Raw genomic sequence first — 17673 nt, forward strand, 5'->3', positions numbered from 1 at the left:
TTGACCCTTGCCACGCCTCGCGATTTGAAGATGATCGAAGGATCGCGCGATGTTGATGCAAACCACCCAGGGACAGTCCGGCACGGCGCATGTGATCGTGCTCGGCAATGAGAAGGGCGGGTCGGGCAAATCGACCACTGCGCTTCATATTGCCGTGGCGCTGCTGAAGGCCGGTCAGCGCGTCGCCACCATCGATCTCGACAGTCGCCAGCAGAGCTTCACGCGCTATATCGCCAACCGCGCAGCCTGGGCGCAGAGCGCCGGACTTGCGCTGGAAGTGCCGACCCATAGCTGCGTCAAGCTCGGCGAGACGATGCAGATCGCCGACAACGAAGCCTTCGAACTCGATCAGTTCATGACCGCGGTGAGCGCGGTGGAACGTACTCACCATTTCATCGTCATCGACACGCCTGGCAGCGATACCTATCTGATGCGTCTGGCGCATTCGATGGCCGATACGCTGGTGACGCCGATCAATGACAGCTTCCTCGATTTCGACGTGCTCGGCGCCGTCGATGCTACAAGCTACAAGGTGACCGGCGAGAGCCACTATTCGAAGATGGCGCGCGAAGCCCGGCGCAAGCGCCGCCAGCACGATGGCTCCACCACGGACTGGATCGTGGTGCGCAACCGGCTCTCGATGCTCGGCTCGCACAACAAGATGCTGGTCGCCGGCGTCCTCGATCAACTCTCGTTGCAGCTCGGTTTCCGCGCCATCGACGGTCTCGCCGAGCGCGTGATGTATCGTGAGTTCTTCCCGCGTGGCCTGACGGCGCTCGACGATCTCAACGAAGCTACGCTCGGGCGACGCCCGAGCATGGGCCATGTCACGGCGCGCGAGGAAGTCATCGAACTGCTGCGCAAGTTGAAGCTGCCGCTCGATGAGCGTGGCCGTCGCCGCGCCGCCAACCGCGCCGAGTGGTTTGCCCAGGTCGACAAGCCGCTGGACGTTCACGACATCCTTGGCAACTGAGTCGCGCTCACTGTGCAAAGCCAGTGCTGCCCGTTCGGCAGGCTATGAACGATCCCGCACTCAACTTCACGCTGATACCACAGGTATCATTTTCTTTTACCGGGGAACGAGTCACCCGTTCGACAGTTGGTTTGTCGTTGAAAACAGGACGTTTTTGAAATTCCAATCCCTTGCGAAACTTGTTCAAAATCGCTCAATTCGACCGTGGCTTTCTTTAGCAACTGCACAAGAAACGGGTGCGGCGCACAATAACATGGCTCGGAATTCACAATATTTAGCCTTTCTGTCACCGGGCTGTGACATATATGCTGTTGAAGCAGCCGCTTGAGGCCATTCCGGTCCATAAGTGCTGTAGCCGGCTGAGACCTATCTCTAGCTGGCCGATCAGGGACGAACATGAAACGCGGACTTCTCATTCTGCTTTCGGTTTGCGTACTGGCCACCGCCGCGTACTTCACCGCGTCGAAGTGGGCTATTCGGCATGAGACGCTGACGTTCTTCGACGCGTCGCGTAATCGTCCTGTGCAGGTAGACATCGCCGTTCGCCGCGACAAGGAAATGCAGGCCAATGCCGGCATGATCACTCTGCCGGTCGCGGTCCTCAATCACGGTAACACCGTCAAGTTCACCGAATACTCGTTTCTCGCGAACGTGTTTGCGGCGCGCGGCTATATGGCCGTCAGCATCCAACACGATCTCGATACCGACGCTCCGCTCGTGACCAAGGTCGGCGAGCTCTATGTCGGCCGTCTGCCGGTCTATGAGCGTGGCGTGCAGAACATCAAATACGCGGTGAAAGAGCTGAAGAAGATTCAGCCGAACTCCGACTACGATCATCTGACGCTGGTTGGCCATTCCAACGGCGGCGACATCTCGATGTTCTACGCCAAGGAATTCCCGGATGACGTCAAGAAGGTCGTGACGCTGGATAACCTGCGTGTGCCGTTCATGACCGATGGCAAATTCAAGATCCTGTCGTTCCGTTCGCACGATACGGTGTTCAAGCCGGATCCCGGTGTCGTGCCGGATGACGAGATCTGCGAGAAGGCCGGTATCACGGTCGTCAACACCGGCGCGCAGCACACCGACATGAGCGATCGCGGTCCGGAAACCCTGAAGACCAAGATTCAGGGGCTGCTCGACAAGTTCCTAGACGACGACAGCAAGCTGTCGCCGGTCACCGGCAAGCCGAAGATCATCGAGCAGTCTGCGCAGCAGAGCAGTGCGACTGACCCGAACAAGATCGCGCAATATACGCCGAGCGTGAATTGAGTTCTGCGCTGCGCGGTTGACCGCGTGGCCTATGCTCGCCACATGAAGCTTGCAGAAAACGCGAGTTATCATGGCCAGCGACCCCACCATTCCCACGTCCAAGACCGATACGCTGACCCAGCCGTCGGCATCGGCCGACATCGCGGCATTTGTAGCAAAAGCGAAAGCGATGGCACCGCATGCAGCGGGTGGGCGCGGGCGCCTGGTATTCGCACTCGATGCCACCATGAGCCGGCAGCCGACCTGGGATATGGCCTGCACGCTGCAGGCCGACATGTTTCGCGAGGCCGCATCGATCGGCAGTCTCGATATCCGTCTTGTCTATTTCCGTGGTCTCAGCGAGTGCCGCGCGACCGGCTGGATTTCGGACACCGCGCAACTGGCGCGGCTGATGGGCAAGATCGCTTGCCAGGGCGGTCAGACCCAGATCGGCAAGGTGCTGTCGGAGACCCGGCGCGAGGCGGTGGCCTCAGGCGTGCGTGCATTGGTGTTCGTGGGCGACGCCATGGAGGAGTCCGTTGACGAGCTCTGTGCACGAGCCGGCGAGCTCGGCCTGCTGAAAGTACCGGTCTTCATGTTCCAGGAAGGGCAAGACCCCGCGGCCGAACAGGCGTTTCGCGAGATTGCCCGGCTGACCGGTGGCGCCTGGTGCCGGTTCGATCCGGGAGCTGCTGCGCAGCTCCGCGAATTGCTGCGCGCGGTAGCCGCCTATGCCGCTGGCGGACGTGAGGCGCTGACGCGGCTGGCGTCGTCGGCGCCGGGTGCGGCAAAGCTGCTCGGCCAGATGCGATAAACGGTCTGCAAAACCGTTTCGCGGATCGCAGCAACCGACTATCTAAAGCTCATGCCTACTTTGATCGCCGGCGCGCTCGCCGTCTTCGTGCTTTACATGCTGCTGCAGATGTTTCGCTCGGCCAACCCGGCGCTGCTGGCGCGCGGCATCAAGCTGGCCGGCGGTGTGCTGGCGCTGGCGGTGGCGGCGTTCACGGGGATCAAGGGCGAGCTGGCGGTGGCGATCCCGCTTGGAATCTTCGGGGCGGGTCTCTTGGGCTGGGCGCCGTTCGGCACCGCGGGCTTCAGCAATATCGGCGGCATGTTCGGGGGCGGGACCAAATCGTCCGGCCAGACCTCGCAGGTCCGCTCGGCGTTTCTCGACATGACCCTCGATCATGACAGTGGCCAGCTCAGCGGACGGATCGTCGCCGGCCCCTATGCCGGTCAGTCGCTCGATGCATTCGACCTGCCGCAACTGGCGGCGATGATGGCCGGCTTCGATGCGGAGAGCGTGGCGCTACTTGAAAGTTATCTTGACCGCCGGTTTCCCGCTTGGCGTCAGAACGCGCAGGGCGATACGGCAGGGCGGCACGACCGCGCGGCGTCTGGCAGTAAAATGACGGAAGAGGAGGCTTATCAGATCCTTGGCGTGAAGCCGGGTGCGACCCGCGACGAGATCAGCCGCGCGCACCGATCCCTCATGAAGAAACTGCATCCCGACCAGGGGGGCTCGACGTACCTGGCGGCCCGGGTCAACGAGGCCAAGGACACTCTGCTTCGCACGCATCGCAGCTAACTCCAGCACGCTTTTACGCTACAACTGCGAGCAGCTTCCGTTTCTCTGAGAACGCCCCATCGCCCACCGTTGCCCGGCGTGGTCGATCAATCCCCGTCTGTATTTTGTAGCGGCTAAGTCTTGACGAGAAGTTGTCGCCACGGGGATTTATGGTGACCAAAAGCAAAATGGCCGGGACAATGTCCCGGCCATTTGCGTATCCGACGGTATCAGTCGATCAGTTCTTGATGGTGATGCAGGAAATCTCGGAACGCTTCAGCGTCTTGCAGACGGCTTCGGCCTTTTCGCGGTCGAGGCCGGCGAAGCGGGCGCGGTAGAGTTTCCTGTCGCCCTTGCCGACGACGGCTTCAGTGAACGGGTCGGCCTTGCCGAGCAGGCCACGGGCCTGTTCACGCGCGGCGTCAAGGCGGATCCGTGCTTCGCTCTCGCTCTCCAGTGCACCGACCTGAATGATCCAGCCGGTGTGGATCGCGGCGGGTTTGATGGCGCCGCCCTGTTGTACCGTCTGCGGAGCGGGAGCCTGAGGGGCTGGCACGTTACGCGGGGCAGGGTCGGCATAGGCCATCTGGGTGCCGCCCTGAGCGCTTCCCTGGGCCGGCAAGACGCCGAGAAGCCCATTGCCGGTCCCGAAGCCCGCCGGCTGGCGCGGCATCTCCGAGCGGGCATAGAGCGAATTGGTGGTCTCGGGCGAGCGGGCGGTGGGCTCAGCGCGCGCCGTGATGGCATTGGTGGCGGCCGGAGGGGCGGGTTGCTCGCCGCCGGCGGAGGCCAGCTTGTACTGGCCGGACTTGACCTGAACGGTGCGGACACGAACCGGCTTCATCGGCTCTGACGAGCCCGGAATGGTCGAGATGGGCTCGGACTGGATGACGCCGCTGTTGAGCGGGCCGGGCTCGGGCTTGCGGGGCTGCGGCATCGGCGCTGCCGGGGGCAGCGCTGCGGTGGCGGCGGCGAAGACGGACGGGCGCGCCGCTGGCGCGGCGGGACGAGCCGGGGGCTCGGAGAGCGGTTCAGCGGCCACCGGCGTTGCAGCAGCCACCTGGATGGCGCCGTTGACCTGTTTGGTGTCGGTGGGACGCGCCTGGGCCTCGGCTTCGGCGACCTCGGTTGCGGATTCGGATGGATTGCGCTCGGTGATCGCGGCCACGGTACGGCGGGTGGCACCCTTGTCCAGGTTCTCGGCAAGCAGGTTGCGCATGGCCGCGTCACGGGCGCCGCCGCTGCGGCCGCCGAGTACGACGCCGACCAGATGGCGGTTGCCGCGCTTCATCGACGAGACGAGGTTGAAGCCGGAGGCGCGGGTGTAGCCGGTCTTGATGCCGTCGACGCCTTCGACTGACCCGATCAGGCGGTTGTGGTTGCGGATGTTGCGGCCGCGATAGTTGAACGAGGCGGTGGCAAAGTAGCGGTAGTAGCGCGGGAAGCGATCCTGGATGGCGCGGCCGAGCACCGACTGGTCGCGTGCGGTGGTCACCTGCGCATCATCAGGGAGACCGGAGGCATTGCGATACACCGTGCGGCTCATGCCGAGCGCGCGGGCCTTCTTGGTCATCAGCTTGGCGAAATCGTCTTCATCGCCGGCAATGGCCTCGGCGATCACAACGGCGGCGTCGTTGGCGGAGCGGGTCACCAAGGCCTTGATGGCGTCCTCGACGCGCAGCGTCTGACCAGGGCGCAGGCCCAGTTTGGTCGGAGCCTGCACGGAGGCGTGCTGCGAGACGTCCATTTCGCTGTCCAGCGTGAGCTTGCCGGATTCCAGCTTCTCGAACAGCATGTACAGCGTCATGATCTTGGTCAGCGACGCCGGATGGCGCGAACCGTCGGGATTGTTGGACGAGAGAACCGCACCGGAATTGCCATCGACGATGATCGACGAGAAAGCGGGATTGTAGCTCGAGACGCGCGCGACGTGGCTTCGCGATTTATGTCGCCGGCGGGCATCCGCACTGTCAGTCGTAAAGATGACCGCGATGCTGAGAGTTGCCAGCCCAAGAGCGCACACCCGCAAGGTGCGCGACGAAGCAAACGTTGTGCGAAGCATGGACTTCCCCGTCAGATCAGTCTCATTCCCCGGATCGTGAGGCTAAATTATGCCCAACAACCGGGGATGTGTCTCAGTTTTAAGCGTCAGCCTGAGCGGTTCTCTCGGCGGGATGGCAGAAGCATACGCGGCCATTCTGGCTAAGAGTATGTACTCATGCAGTTTTTGGGCTTTTTGGCCCCAACGCACCAATGCAAGAAATCAGGGTAGGTCCGGCGAGTTTCCAAAAGGTTAAGCAACCCTTGCCAGTTACCCGTGCATTTATTGCCAATGGTAAAAATTGTGCATCGCACAGGATTCTTGACGTCATTGTGCACTGCACGATAGATGAGCGGGTCAGATCAGACCGGGGTCCACCCGGCCGCGGCTGACCCGTCCAATCCGGGAAAGGATTTGCAGTGATCAAGGTCGAAGACATCCAGCAGTACGGCAAGGAGCAGTTCGAGAGTGCAGTCGCATCGGCGGCCACGCTTCAGAACGGTGCACAGGCTATCGCTGTCGCGGTTGGCGACTACACCAAGAAGTCGTTCGAGGACGGCAACGCCTTCGTGACCAAGCTGTCCGGCGTGCAGTCGCTCGACAAGGTGCTCGAAGTGCAGACCGAATACGCCAAGTCGGCCTATGAATCCTTCGTCGCTGAATCGCACAAGATCAGCGAACTCTATGTCGATCTCGCCAAGCAGGCGTACAAGCCGTTCGAAGGCTTCGTCGCCAAGATGACCCCGGCGCGCTAAGCGATACGGTCTTCAAATCAAAACGCCCGGCCTGATGGCCGGGCGTTTTTGTTTGAAGGTGTCGCCGCCGCTTTACTTTGACACGCGCAATGCGTTGAGCGAGTTGCCGATTGCCTTGAAGGCGTCGGCGATGCCGGCGTTGGTGCTTGTAGGAAAGAAATTGCCGGGATCGGCGCAGGATTTCAAAACTGCGGACTCCGGATCGCCGCCCGTGTTGACCTGGATCGTATAGATCACGGTGTCCTGCTTGTTGGTCACCGGGTTCAGCTTTTTGATATTGGCACACAGTAACTTCTGTCGATCGTCAACCAGTGTCGACCAATTGGCGCCGTCACCGTACCATCGGTCCTTGGTATTCATGCCGTCCGACAAGATGATAAGTGCATCTGTGTATTTGTAGTTCGAATCCTTGGCCGGTGCCGGGAATGGATCGCTACCGATCTGCAAGGTGCGCCAGGCCCAGGCCATGCCGATCGGCTGGTTGGTGCCGCCATTCGCCGACAGGGCATCGATCTTGTCTGTCAGCGTCTTAACGTTGGCAGGACCATAAGCCGATGTCATCCCAAGAATGGCTGAGGGGCATGCATTGTACTGGTAGGCCGGATAACGTGCTGTGCCCGACGGGGCTTCGTTGGTGGTGTCGTAAGGCTGATCACGGTCAGTGACGCAGCCATTCCAGGCGTTCTTGTTGGAGCTCGCGTTCCAGGTTTGGCCAGCCGCTTGGCACTCGGCTTTGGTGTCGTAGTACGGATAGCTGCAGGATCCATATTCGTCCCATTTGAGCCAGGTCGCGTTCTTGTTCGACGCGCCGACATTGACCATCTGCGCAAACGGAATGATCGAGATATAAGTGTCCTCGGTCATGCGCGAGTTGGCGCTCAGCGTCTTGATGAGACCCGTTGCTGCGTCCTGCATCGCCTTCAATTTGCCGGTCCCCATACCCATCGACCCGGTGACGTCGAGCGCCATGGCGACGCGCATGCGCGTCGAGCCCCAGGTCGTGGTCGAGCCGCTGCCGATCCCTAGTTGCGGGAGGCCGACCATCTTCATGAAATCGGTTGCGACGGCGCCGGAGCCGTTGACCGTGACCGTGGAGCCGTCCTTGGTGTTGGTCGTGTAGCTCGCCGTCACCGTGATCTGGCCGGCATTCGTGTTGGTGTACAGCGCGTTGAAATAGGCCTTCGCCTTGTCGGTGACATCGGTCGCCGACATGGTCGGATTGGCGGACAGGTCCTTCGAAACCATCAAGGCTGCAGAGTCGAGCGCCGCTTGCATCGCCGAGCGGGCAGCGTTGGCCCGGGAGTAGTCGACGGCGGCGCCCACGAAGCCGAGCAGGGGCACCAGAGCGACGGCGAAGGTCATCGCGATATTGCCGCCATCGTGGCGTGCAAATCGGGATGCGATGCGCTTCGCCTGGCTTGAAATCGATTGAATAAACATCGTGACCGCCAATGGTGAGTTTCTGGAGGTCATTTCGGGGGCGGCGGCTGAACAGGTGGTAAAGGCGTCCTCAGAAAATCGGTAAAAGGCCAACTATTGGCGTGCCGCTGCGTCAGCGCCCGGTATTATCGTGAACGACGGTTAAATGGCTCGTTTGCTTGTCCGGTCAAATCGAGCACGATCGGTTAACCCTGACCGGACCGGGGGCCATCAGGGGGGGGCGCGGCGAGCCATTCCAGGTGCTTGCAGTGTGCTTGCGAGAACGGCCACAGGAACCCATATTGGCTCCATCGGTCCTGTAACGGACAGCGTCGCACCCATGCGGCGACCCGGGGCGCCTCTGTGCCCGAGGCGTCCGGCAGCACGTCGTGGCTGGGGACGCTGTCAATTCGGGGCTGGCCAATATCGGCTAGGGACTTTTATACAGGCGCTATGTTCCAGAAACCTTCGAAATTCATGCCTGACGGCATCCTGATGCCTGTGGCCGGCGCCCTCGACGATCGCCGCCGGCGGCCGCGTGGCATGGCAGAGGACGACAACCGGTCCAATGCGCCCGGTGGGCCGGCCACCTCGGTCATCACCAAGGTCAAACCCAAGACCAAGCGTCCCAACCTGTATCGCGTGCTGATCCTCAACGACGATTACACGCCGATGGAATTCGTCGTGCATGTGCTGGAAAAGTTCTTCCAGAAGGACGCCGAGGCGGCGACGCAGATCATGCTCCACGTTCATCATCACGGGATCGGGGAATGCGGCGTTTTCACCTATGAGATCGCCGAAACCAAAGTGACGCAGGTGATGGATTTTGCGCGCAAGCACCAGCACCCTTTGCAATGCGTGATGGAAAAGAAGTAGCCTCGCGTGAATTCCCGGAAACTGGGAACGGGTCTTGCATTGAACTGATGTGAGTCGAACGCGGTCGTTCGGCTGCGTCAACAGCGCATGTGACAATGCGCTGGAATGAACAGACGTGCTCTGCGGACGCGTCACAACAAGCAGCGGGAACCAGCCTTTCACCACGATCAGACATCACTATATGTGAGAAAGGTTCTTGTTGCCTGACCCGGCAACGACGATCATGATGGTGGGGGCCAACGAGGACGCGGAATGCCAACTTTTTCTCAAAGCCTTGAACAATCGCTGCATCGGGCGCTCTCGATTGCGAACGAGCGGCACCACCAATATGCGACGCTGGAGCATCTCCTGCTGTCGCTGGTGGATGACAGCGACGCAGCGGCAGTGATGCGGGCGTGCAGCGTCGATCTCGACAAGCTGCGCGGCAGTCTGGTCAATTATCTCGAAACCGAATTCGAAAACCTGGTGACGGATGGCGCAGATGACGCCAAGCCGACTGCCGGTTTCCAGCGCGTGATCCAGCGCGCCGTCATTCATGTGCAGTCGTCGGGTCGCGAAGAAGTGACCGGCGCCAATGTGCTGATCGCGATCTTCGCCGAGCGCGAAAGCCATGCCGCGTATTTCCTGCAGGAGCAGGATATGACGCGCTATGACGCAGTGAATTACATCAGCCACGGCATTGCCAAGCGGCCGGGCGTTTCCGAGGCGCGGCCGGTGCGCGGCGTCGATGAGGAGACCGAGACCAAGAACGGCGACGACGCCAAGAAGAAGGGCGAGGCGCTCGATACCTATTGCGTCAACCTCAACAAGAAGGCGCGTGACGGCAAGATCGATCCGGTGATCGGGCGTACGGCCGAGATCAATCGCGCGATCCAGGTCCTGTGCCGCCGGCAGAAGAACAATCCGCTGTTCGTCGGCGAAGCCGGCGTCGGCAAGACGGCGATTGCCGAAGGTCTGGCCAAGCGCATCGTGGACAGCGACGTGCCGGAAGTGTTGTCGGCGGCTACCGTGTTCTCGCTGGACATGGGCACGCTGCTGGCCGGCACGCGTTATCGCGGTGACTTCGAAGAACGCCTGAAGCAGGTGCTCAAGGAACTCGAAGCGCATCCGAATGCGATCCTGTTCATCGACGAAATCCACACGGTGATCGGCGCCGGCGCCACCTCGGGCGGCGCGATGGATGCCTCGAATCTGCTCAAGCCCGCGCTGGCTTCGGGTGCGATCCGTTGCATGGGTTCGACCACCTACAAGGAATATCGCCAGCACTTCGAGAAGGATCGCGCATTGGTGCGCCGGTTCCAGAAGATCGACGTCAACGAACCGACTGTTGAAGATGCGATCTCGATCCTGAAGGGCCTCAAGCCGTATTTCGAGGATTACCACAAGCTCAAATACACCAACGAGGCCATCGAGGCTGCGGTGCAGCTCTCGTCGCGCTATATCCACGACCGCAAGCTGCCGGACAAAGCGATCGACGTGATCGACGAGTCGGGTGCGGCGCAGATGCTGGTGGCCGAGAGCAAGCGCAAGAAGACAATCGGCATCAAGGAAATCGAGACCACGATCGCGACCATGGCGCGAATCCCGCCCAAGAGCGTGTCGAAGGACGATGCCGAGGTGCTGCGGCATCTTGAGTCGACTTTGAAGCGCGTGGTGTTCGGGCAGGACAAGGCGATCGAAGCCTTGGCGGCATCGATCAAGCTGGCGCGTGCCGGCCTGCGCGAGCCGGAGAAGCCGATTGGCAGCTACCTGTTCTCGGGCCCCACCGGCGTCGGCAAGACCGAAGTGGCGAAGCAGCTGGCGTCGTCGCTGGGTGTCGAGCTCATTCGGTTCGACATGTCCGAATATATGGAGCGGCACACCGTGTCGCGCCTGATCGGCGCGCCTCCCGGCTATGTCGGCTTCGATCAGGGCGGTCTGCTCACCGATGGCGTGGACCAGCATCCGCATTGCGTGGTGCTGCTCGACGAAATCGAGAAGGCGCATCCGGATCTGTACAATGTGCTGCTGCAGGTGATGGATCACGGCCGGCTGACCGACCATAACGGCAAGCAGGTCTCGTTCCGCAACGTGATCCTGATCATGACGACCAATGCCGGCGCTGCCGACATGGCGCGTGCGGCCTTCGGCTTTACCCGCGGCAAGCGGGAAGGCGAGGATCAGGAGGCGATCAACCGGCAGTTCGCGCCGGAATTCCGCAACCGCCTCGATGCGGTCGTGTCCTTCGCACATCTGAATTCGGATGTGATCGGCATGGTGGTGGAGAAGTTCGTGCTGCAGCTGGAAGCCCAGCTCGCAGACCGCGACGTCACCATCGAACTGTCCGACCCCGCCAAGGCCTGGCTGATCCAGCACGGCTATGACGAGCAGATGGGTGCGCGCCCGATGGGTCGCGTGATCCAGGAGCACATCAAGAAGCCGCTGGCCGACGAACTGCTGTTCGGCAAGCTCAAGAATGGCGGCCATGTCCGCGTCATCCTGAAGAAGGACGAGGCGGTGCTCGGTGTCGAGCAGGAAAGCATCGGCTTCGAATTCGTCGATGGTCCCGTGACGCCGAAGCCGGAGAAGCTGCCGGCCAAGCGCGGCGCGGCGAAGAAGCCGAAGTCGGGCAAGGGCTCGGGTTCGGCCAAGGGACCGCTGGAGAAGGCGTAAGCCATCGGGCGATTGAACAAATGAAAGCGGCCGGTGAGAGATCACCGGCCGTTTTTGTTTTGGGGGATACGCTCTCTGTCCTCATGGTGAGGAGGCGCCTCTTCGGCGCCGTCTCGAACCATGAATGCATATGCACCCATCCTTCGAGACGCGCGCAAGCGCGCTCCTCAGGATGAGGGCTGAGTTTGCGGTTTTGTTATTTGGCCAAACGCCTTACTGCCCCAGCAGTTTCTGAATCTGCTTTTGCAATTCGCGCTTTTTCTTCTCGCTCTTGCGCAGGCGCTCTTCGATGTCGGAGCTTTCCTTGCTCTCCACCGGCGGATCGGTGAAGGCGACGCCGACGATGTTGTCGCGCCACCAGACGATCCTGGCGAGGAACGAACGGCCCTTTCGCGCGATGTTGAGCGTCAGCTCATCCTTCGGCAGTCGCGCGCCGCTTCCAAATTCGATGCGGGCGCCGTCTTCGGAAATGTCGCGCACGACACATTCCTTGGCCTTCTGGTCCTTGGACGCGACGGCACCGTAGATCACCTTGTCCCTGACGTTCTTGCGCCGCTCGTCCATGTCCTGAGGTCCCCTGAGGTTGCAGGCGGGGACTGTACGCAGTTCCATCCGCCGGGGAAGGCTCTCGCGCGGATTGAGCGGATTTAACGTAAACCAAAGTTAAGGGCGATCGCCGAAAGACGGGGTGATCGGCCTCAGGGCGGGCTCAGGCCGCCGTCTCGCGCAATCCGCGGGCAATGTCCTTCTGCTTGTCGAATTCGGCCCGGCGGCGCGCCAGTTCCTCGGCGCTGAGCAGGGCGACATTGTTGTAGTCGCGCTTCCATACCGCGTCCGTTGCCCAGCGCTGCGGCGATTGCAGGGTGGTCTGCGGACCCACAGCGGATTCCAGCAGGCGCAGCGCCAGTTCCAGGGTTTGCGCCTGCGAGGCCTTGTCATGCGGCTTGCCGGCGGCGTTGCCGAGCGGGAAGTCGCTGAACAGGAAACGGGGCACGGCAGCGTGTTCGACAATGTCCTTGGCGCAGCCCGCTACCACAGTGGAGATGCCATTGGCCTCCAGCTCACGGGCGACGAGGCTGATGGTCTGGTGGCAGACCGGGCAATTCGGCACCAGGACGGCGACATCGACACCATCGGCTTTGGCGCGCGTCACGATCTCCGGCGCATCGGTCTCAAGGGTCACGCGATGGCTGCGATTGGTCGGCGCGCCGTAGAAGCGCGGCGCGACGCTGCCGATGCGGCCCGACGCCGCGAGTGCGCGTAGCGCGGGCAGGGGAAACCAGGTGCCGCTGTCGTCCGCCCTCGTGTGCACGCGGTCATAGGCGATGTGCGAGATGCGCAGGTCATGATCGACCGACGTATCGCCGTCATAGACCTGATAGAATTTGGCGCCGCCGTTATAGAGCGCGCCCGGACCCTGATCGCCCTTGGCGGGATCGAAGGGCGCTGCGGTGGTGACGATGGCGACGCGCGACTGCGCCAGCGGTTTCCTGAGCGGCTGGAACGGCGCGTCGATGTGATGGGCCCAGCGATAGGGAACGTCGTAGCCGATCGCCTGATAATAGGCGCGGGTGCGGGCCATATACTGGATCGGAACATCGTCGTCGCTGGCAAAGCCGGATGTGTCGTCGCGCGCGTCGGCCATTGTTTGCACTCCCGCTTTTGCCGTCTTTCATTCATAGCTAGCTGCTGGGGTCCCGCTGTCAAGGCGCGGGGAATCCGCGCGGGATCAGGCATGGCGTTCGGAAGCATCATCGGCCGGATAATTTGCCTCGCGGCGCTGTTGCTTGCGCCGGTCGCGGGCGTGCGCGCCGAACAGCTCCCGATCAGCGAATTGGCGAAGCCGGGTGCAGACCGGATGCTGTCAATGGCGGCTCCGGAGAAGCCCAATCTGAAACGTGACAGTGACGCCCGCGAGTCGATGTGTCTGATGATCGAGTCTGCAGCGCGAGCCAATGACTTGCCGCTGGAATTCTTCGCCCGTGTGATCTGGCAGGAAAGCCGGTTTCAGCCCGATGCCGTGGGTCCCGTGACGCGCAATGGCCAGCGCGCGCAGGGCATCGCGCAATTCATGCCGGGCACGGCCAATGAGCGGCGTCTGCTCGATCCGTTCGATCCGGTGCAGGCGCTGCCGAAATCGGCAGAGTTTCTCAGCGAGCTGCGCAACCAGTTCGGCAATCTCGGCCTCGCGGCTGCGGCCTATAATGCAGGACCGCGCCGTGTGCAGGACTGGCTCGACGGCAAGGGATACATGCCCGGTGAGACCCGCAACTACGTCTCCGCGATCACCGGTGTGACGGTCGAGGACTGGCAGGCTGCAGGCCGCAACGGCAAGACGCCGCCGCGTGCCGCGACGTCGAGCTGCCGCGAACTGATGGCACTGCTGCAGCGCGCGCCCAATCCCTTCGTCACGCAACTGGAAGCGCGCGTGAAGCTCGGCGAAGCACGGCCATGGGGTGTGCAACTGGCGGCAGGCTTCAATCGTGATCGTGCGTTGATGTCCTATGCACGCGTGATGCTGCGCTTGCGCACGGTGGTCGGCGAACGCGATCCCAACCTGCTGAGTTCGCTGTTCCGAAGCCGCGGCACGCGAACCTTCTACCAGGTGAGGATCGGGACCGACACGCGTGACGAGGCCAACGATCTCTGCGGCAAGATTCGCCGGGCCGGGCAAGGCTGTCTGGTGCTGCGCAACAGCAGAGCGTGACTGCTGGCACCCCATGCATTGGCGCCTCTTGACGCCGACGGCTTTCGGCAGCCTATGACAGGCCGGATCAACCAAGAAGAAAAAAAACCACGTGTCGCTTCCTGCACTGGATTCACCGAGATGGCAGGGCAGTGCGGCGGCCTTCCTTTACGGCATGCGGTCGATCACCACGACCATCCTGACGCTGGTCTTGTTCGCGACCTATATCGGCATCGGCGCGCTGGCCCATGACACACATTTCAGCCTGTTCTGGGCGTTGGCCAGCACATTGTTCGTCTGGGCCGGTCCCGCACAGATTATTCTTCTCGTCGCGCTCGGCTCGGGCGCCACAGTGATCCAGGCGGCGCTCGCGGTGACCGTGAGCGCGATCCGTCTGTTTCCCATGGTGGTGTCGGTGCTGCCGATGCTGCGCATGCCGGATACCAAAAAGCGGCAACTGATCTTGCCGTCGCATTTCATCGCAGTAACGCTGTGGGTGGAATGCTTCCGGTTAATGCCGCTGGTCCCGCGCGAGCGACGCATCGCCTTCGTCAACGGGCTCGGCCTCGGACTCGTGTTGTCGTCGCTGACCGCGACGTTCATTGGCTATCACCTCGCGGCCAATCTGCCGCCGCTGTTCGGTGCGGCGATCCTGTTGCTGACGCCGTTGGCGTTTCTGCTGTCGACGGCGCGCAACTGCAAGCAGCTCGCCGATATCGTGGCGCTCGTGCTCGGTCTCGCGCTGTTTCCTCTCGTGTCGCTCTTCAACACCGGCGTCGATATTCTGATCTCCGGCGTCTCGGCCGGGACGATCGCCTATGGCGTGCATCGCTGGAGGCGGCGATGAGCGACTTCATCGGCGACTGGCACGCGCTCCTTGTGCTGCTGCTGGCGGGTTTCCTCCCCAATGAGGTCTGGCGCATGCTCGGCCTGTGGCTCGGCGGTGGTGTCGATGAAGAGTCCGAGATCCTGATCTGGGTGAGGGCGGTGGCTACTGCGATCCTCGCCGGTGTCATCGCGCAAATTCTTGTCGTGCCGCCCGGCGCGCTGGCGAGTATTCCACCGCCGTTGCGCTATGGCGCGGTCGCTGTCGGTCTCGTCGTCTTCGTCGCTTTCAGGCGCTCGATCTTTCTCGGCGTCGCATGCGGCGAGCTGGTGATGGTCACCGGCAAATACATCCTCGGTTGATAGACGACAGCGTCAGGCTGTATCGGCCTTGTATGACTGCGTGAACGCGATAGTCTCCGCTCAACTTAAAAATAATGCGTTGGGAGACGATATGAGATTGCGCGCAAGTTCTGCCTTGATAACCGGCATCGTTATCGCTGCGCTGGGTTTTGCCGCGCCGCTCGCCCGTGCGGCGGAATATCCAACGCGCACGATCAAGCTCGTGGTGCCCTATGCAGCCGGCGGGCCGACCGACGTGCTCGCGCGTCTCGTGGCGGATTATCTCGGCCGCGACCTCAAGCAAGCGACGATCGTCGAGAACAAGCCGGGCGCGCAGGGCGCCATCGCCGCCGAAATGGTGACGCGTGCAGAGCCCGATGGCTACACGCTGTTTGTCACGGCTGCGTCCATCATGGTGCTCAATCCGCTGCTCTACAAAAAGCTGTCCTACGATCCGCAGAAAGATCTGCGGATGCTGACGGTGGTGACCGATCTGCCCGTCGTGATGGAAGTGCATCCGTCCGTGCCGGCCAAGACGGTGAAGGAATTCGTGGCCTACGCGAAGGCCAATCCCGGCAAGCTGAATTTCGGATCGGCCGGCACCGGCGGCACGATTCACTTGGCTGGCGAGATGTTCAAGCAGATCGCCGGCGTCGAGATGACCCATGTGCCTTACAAGGGCGCCGGGCCGGCGCTGACCGATCTCCTCTCCGGCAATATCCAGGTGATGTTCGATACGCTCTCCACGGCGCTCCCGCCCGTGAAGGCCGGGTTGTTGCGGCCGCTCGGTGTCAGTTCGAAAGAACGCAGCCCCGATCTGCCTGATGTACCCACCGTCATCGAAAGCGGCTATCCCGACTATCAGGTCGGCGTATGGTTCGGTCTGGCGGGATCGTCGAAACTGCCGGACGATGTCGTGAAGACGGTGATGGCCAGCATGGACCGTGCCTTGAACGACACTACGTTCCGTGCCTCGCTGGAAAAGATCGGCTTCCCCGTACTGCGACCGAAGACGGTCAAGGAGATCAACGAATTCGTTGACGAAGACCGGGCCCGGTGGTCGAAGGTGATCAAGGCGCAGAATATCTCGCTGGATTGATCGACGGGATACAAGAACGGTGACCAATGGTTCGTGAAAGTGAAATCCGCGCCGGCGAACTCGCCGTCGATGCACCGAAGCCGAACCATGCGGGCCTCGTCTATATCGGGCGCATCCGCACGCCCTGGACGTCGCGGCTGGAAACGCCGCGGCAGGGCCGCCATGACGGCCCGGTGTGCCGGCTCGAGATCTTCGAGCCCTGGGTGCCGGGGCTGAAGGATCTCGACCTCTACAAACATCTCGAAGTGATCTACTGGCTGCATCTGTCGCGCCGCGACCTGGTGCTGCAGAGTCCGAAAAACGACGGCAATGCGCGTGGCATCTTCTCACTGCGTACGCCGGTGCGGCCGAACCCGCTCGGCACATCCATGGTGAAGCTGGTGGGGATCGAGGGATCGACCGTGCTGGTGCGCGGGCTCGATTGCCTCGACGAGACGCCGCTGCTGGACGTGAAACCCGACCGCTGCGAATTCACGCCGCTGGCGCCGCCACAGCCGGGGGACTTTCAGACGGAGTAGGGGACTTAACCTCTCCCCGCTCTTTGCGGGGAGAGGTCGCCGCGTCTTCGCGGCGGGTGAGGGGCTGTGCACCACGTTGACGCGAGTAAACGCTCTCGGGTCGGTAATTTGAAGCCGCAGGCAGCGATCCGATAGATCACTATTGCGATTGGCTGTGTGCCTTGCCCCTCACCCCACCCCTCTCCCCGCGCAGAGCGGGGAGAGGGAGCGCACGGCCGGTGCGTAGCCTACAGCGCTGCCAGTGCCGCGATCAGTTTCGTCGCGTTGTCTTCCAGCACTTTCGGGTCTTCCTTGCGCGACGCCGGCGGCAGCAGGCCGACATTGTCGTGGCGGGGCATCACATGCATGTGCAGGTGAAACACCACCTGGCCGCCGGCGGCTTCCGAATATTGCGCGACGGTCATACCGTCGGCCTTGAAGGCCTGTTTGCAGGCAGCGGCGATCTTGTGGGCGGCGCGGATCACATGGGCATAGTCGTCCGGCGTGATGTCGAAGATGTTGCGCGCGGGCGCCTTGGGGATCACCAACGTATGGCCGGGGGAGCGCGGCATGATGTCCAGGAACGCCAGCACGTGGTCGTTCTCATAGACCTTGTAGCAGGGGAATTCGCCGCGCAGGATCTTGGCGAAGATGTTGTTCGGGTCATACGCGGTCATGGAATCCTCC

The 17673-nt window shown here is 62.1% G+C and carries 17 protein-coding genes; 12 read left to right on the top strand and 5 right to left on the bottom strand.

Annotated elements, in window-relative coordinates; translation table 11 throughout:
• Positions 1-49: 49 nt before the first annotated feature.
• The 4 genes from AB7951_RS09925 (at position 50) to AB7951_RS09940 (ending at position 3815) form a co-directional block, all read left to right on the top strand.
• The gene (locus AB7951_RS09925; protein ID WP_184517799.1) at positions 50-973 is read left to right on the top strand and encodes a division plane positioning ATPase MipZ; all 924 of its coding nucleotides are present in this window, start codon (positions 50-52) and stop codon (positions 971-973) included.
• 396 nt (positions 974-1369) lie between these two features.
• Positions 1370-2245 carry an alpha/beta fold hydrolase gene (locus tag AB7951_RS09930; protein ID WP_439061707.1) on the top strand — a complete coding sequence of 292 codons (876 nt, stop codon included), beginning with the start codon at positions 1370-1372 and terminating at the stop codon, positions 2243-2245.
• A 70-nt stretch (positions 2246-2315) separates the two neighbouring features.
• Positions 2316-3038, top strand: a complete 723-nt coding sequence (locus AB7951_RS09935) for a hypothetical protein (protein ID WP_068734381.1) — start codon at positions 2316-2318, stop codon at positions 3036-3038.
• Positions 3039-3089: 51 nt separating this feature from the next.
• Entirely contained in the window at positions 3090-3815 is a 726-nt protein-coding gene (locus AB7951_RS09940; RefSeq protein WP_093761279.1) for a DnaJ domain-containing protein, read from the top strand.
• 217 nt (positions 3816-4032) lie between these two features.
• Here AB7951_RS09940 and AB7951_RS09945 read toward each other — a convergent pair whose 3' ends face one another.
• Positions 4033-5856 carry a serine hydrolase gene (locus AB7951_RS09945; RefSeq protein WP_439061706.1) on the bottom strand — a complete coding sequence of 608 codons (1824 nt, stop codon included), beginning with the start codon at positions 5854-5856 and terminating at the stop codon, positions 4033-4035.
• Positions 5857-6254: 398 nt separating this feature from the next.
• On the opposite strand from AB7951_RS09945, the gene AB7951_RS09950 reads away from it, so the two are divergent.
• Entirely contained in the window at positions 6255-6590 is a 336-nt protein-coding gene (locus AB7951_RS09950; protein WP_068734393.1) for a phasin family protein, read from the top strand.
• Between the two features lie 72 nt (positions 6591-6662).
• Here the strand turns inward: AB7951_RS09950 and AB7951_RS09955 are convergent, their stop codons facing one another.
• Positions 6663-8030 carry a TadE/TadG family type IV pilus assembly protein gene (locus AB7951_RS09955; protein WP_116661847.1) on the bottom strand — a complete coding sequence of 456 codons (1368 nt, stop codon included), beginning with the start codon at positions 8028-8030 and terminating at the stop codon, positions 6663-6665.
• A 522-nt stretch (positions 8031-8552) separates the two neighbouring features.
• Here AB7951_RS09955 and clpS point away from each other — a divergent pair.
• Positions 8553-8885: an ATP-dependent Clp protease adapter ClpS gene (gene clpS / locus AB7951_RS09960; RefSeq protein ID WP_068734422.1), complete on the top strand. Its 333-nt coding sequence runs from the start codon at positions 8553-8555 to the stop codon at positions 8883-8885.
• 252 nt (positions 8886-9137) lie between these two features.
• A complete protein-coding gene (clpA, locus tag AB7951_RS09965) occupies positions 9138-11537 on the top strand; it encodes an ATP-dependent Clp protease ATP-binding subunit ClpA (RefSeq protein ID WP_089263729.1) in 2400 nt (799 codons plus the stop codon).
• 213 nt (positions 11538-11750) lie between these two features.
• On the opposite strand, the gene AB7951_RS09970 is transcribed toward clpA, so the two are convergent.
• Positions 11751-12101: a PilZ domain-containing protein gene (locus AB7951_RS09970; RefSeq protein ID WP_068734400.1), complete on the bottom strand. Its 351-nt coding sequence runs from the start codon at positions 12099-12101 to the stop codon at positions 11751-11753.
• Positions 12102-12246: 145 nt separating this feature from the next.
• Positions 12247-13182, bottom strand: a complete 936-nt coding sequence (locus AB7951_RS09975) for a glycine/sarcosine/betaine reductase selenoprotein B family protein (protein WP_120292007.1) — start codon at positions 13180-13182, stop codon at positions 12247-12249.
• Between the two features lie 90 nt (positions 13183-13272).
• Between AB7951_RS09975 and AB7951_RS09980 the strand changes: the two genes are divergently transcribed.
• The 5 genes from AB7951_RS09980 (at position 13273) to tsaA (ending at position 17007) form a co-directional block, all read left to right on the top strand.
• The gene (locus tag AB7951_RS09980; RefSeq protein WP_120292009.1) at positions 13273-14244 is read left to right on the top strand and encodes a transglycosylase SLT domain-containing protein; all 972 of its coding nucleotides are present in this window, start codon (positions 13273-13275) and stop codon (positions 14242-14244) included.
• A 91-nt stretch (positions 14245-14335) separates the two neighbouring features.
• The gene (locus AB7951_RS09985; protein WP_199712113.1) at positions 14336-15070 is read left to right on the top strand and encodes an AzlC family ABC transporter permease; all 735 of its coding nucleotides are present in this window, start codon (positions 14336-14338) and stop codon (positions 15068-15070) included.
• A complete protein-coding gene (locus AB7951_RS09990) occupies positions 15067-15411 on the top strand; it encodes an AzlD domain-containing protein (RefSeq protein WP_120292013.1) in 345 nt (114 codons plus the stop codon). Before AB7951_RS09985 ends, AB7951_RS09990 begins: the two co-directional genes overlap by 4 nt.
• A gap of 91 nt (positions 15412-15502) precedes the next feature.
• Complete coding sequence (locus AB7951_RS09995; protein ID WP_120292015.1) at positions 15503-16489, top strand: tripartite tricarboxylate transporter substrate binding protein; 987 nt, start codon at positions 15503-15505, stop codon at positions 16487-16489.
• 26 nt (positions 16490-16515) lie between these two features.
• A complete protein-coding gene (tsaA, locus tag AB7951_RS10000; RefSeq protein WP_092144388.1) occupies positions 16516-17007 on the top strand; it encodes a tRNA (N6-threonylcarbamoyladenosine(37)-N6)-methyltransferase TrmO in 492 nt (163 codons plus the stop codon).
• A 227-nt stretch (positions 17008-17234) separates the two neighbouring features.
• Here the strand turns inward: tsaA and AB7951_RS10005 are convergent, their stop codons facing one another.
• The gene (locus tag AB7951_RS10005; protein WP_089263737.1) at positions 17235-17663 is read right to left on the bottom strand and encodes an HIT family protein; all 429 of its coding nucleotides are present in this window, start codon (positions 17661-17663) and stop codon (positions 17235-17237) included.
• Positions 17664-17673 lie beyond the last annotated feature (10 nt).

The organism is Tardiphaga sp. 285_C5_N1_2 (assembly GCF_052076065.1).
Classification (GTDB): domain Bacteria; phylum Pseudomonadota; class Alphaproteobacteria; order Rhizobiales; family Xanthobacteraceae; genus Tardiphaga; species Tardiphaga robiniae.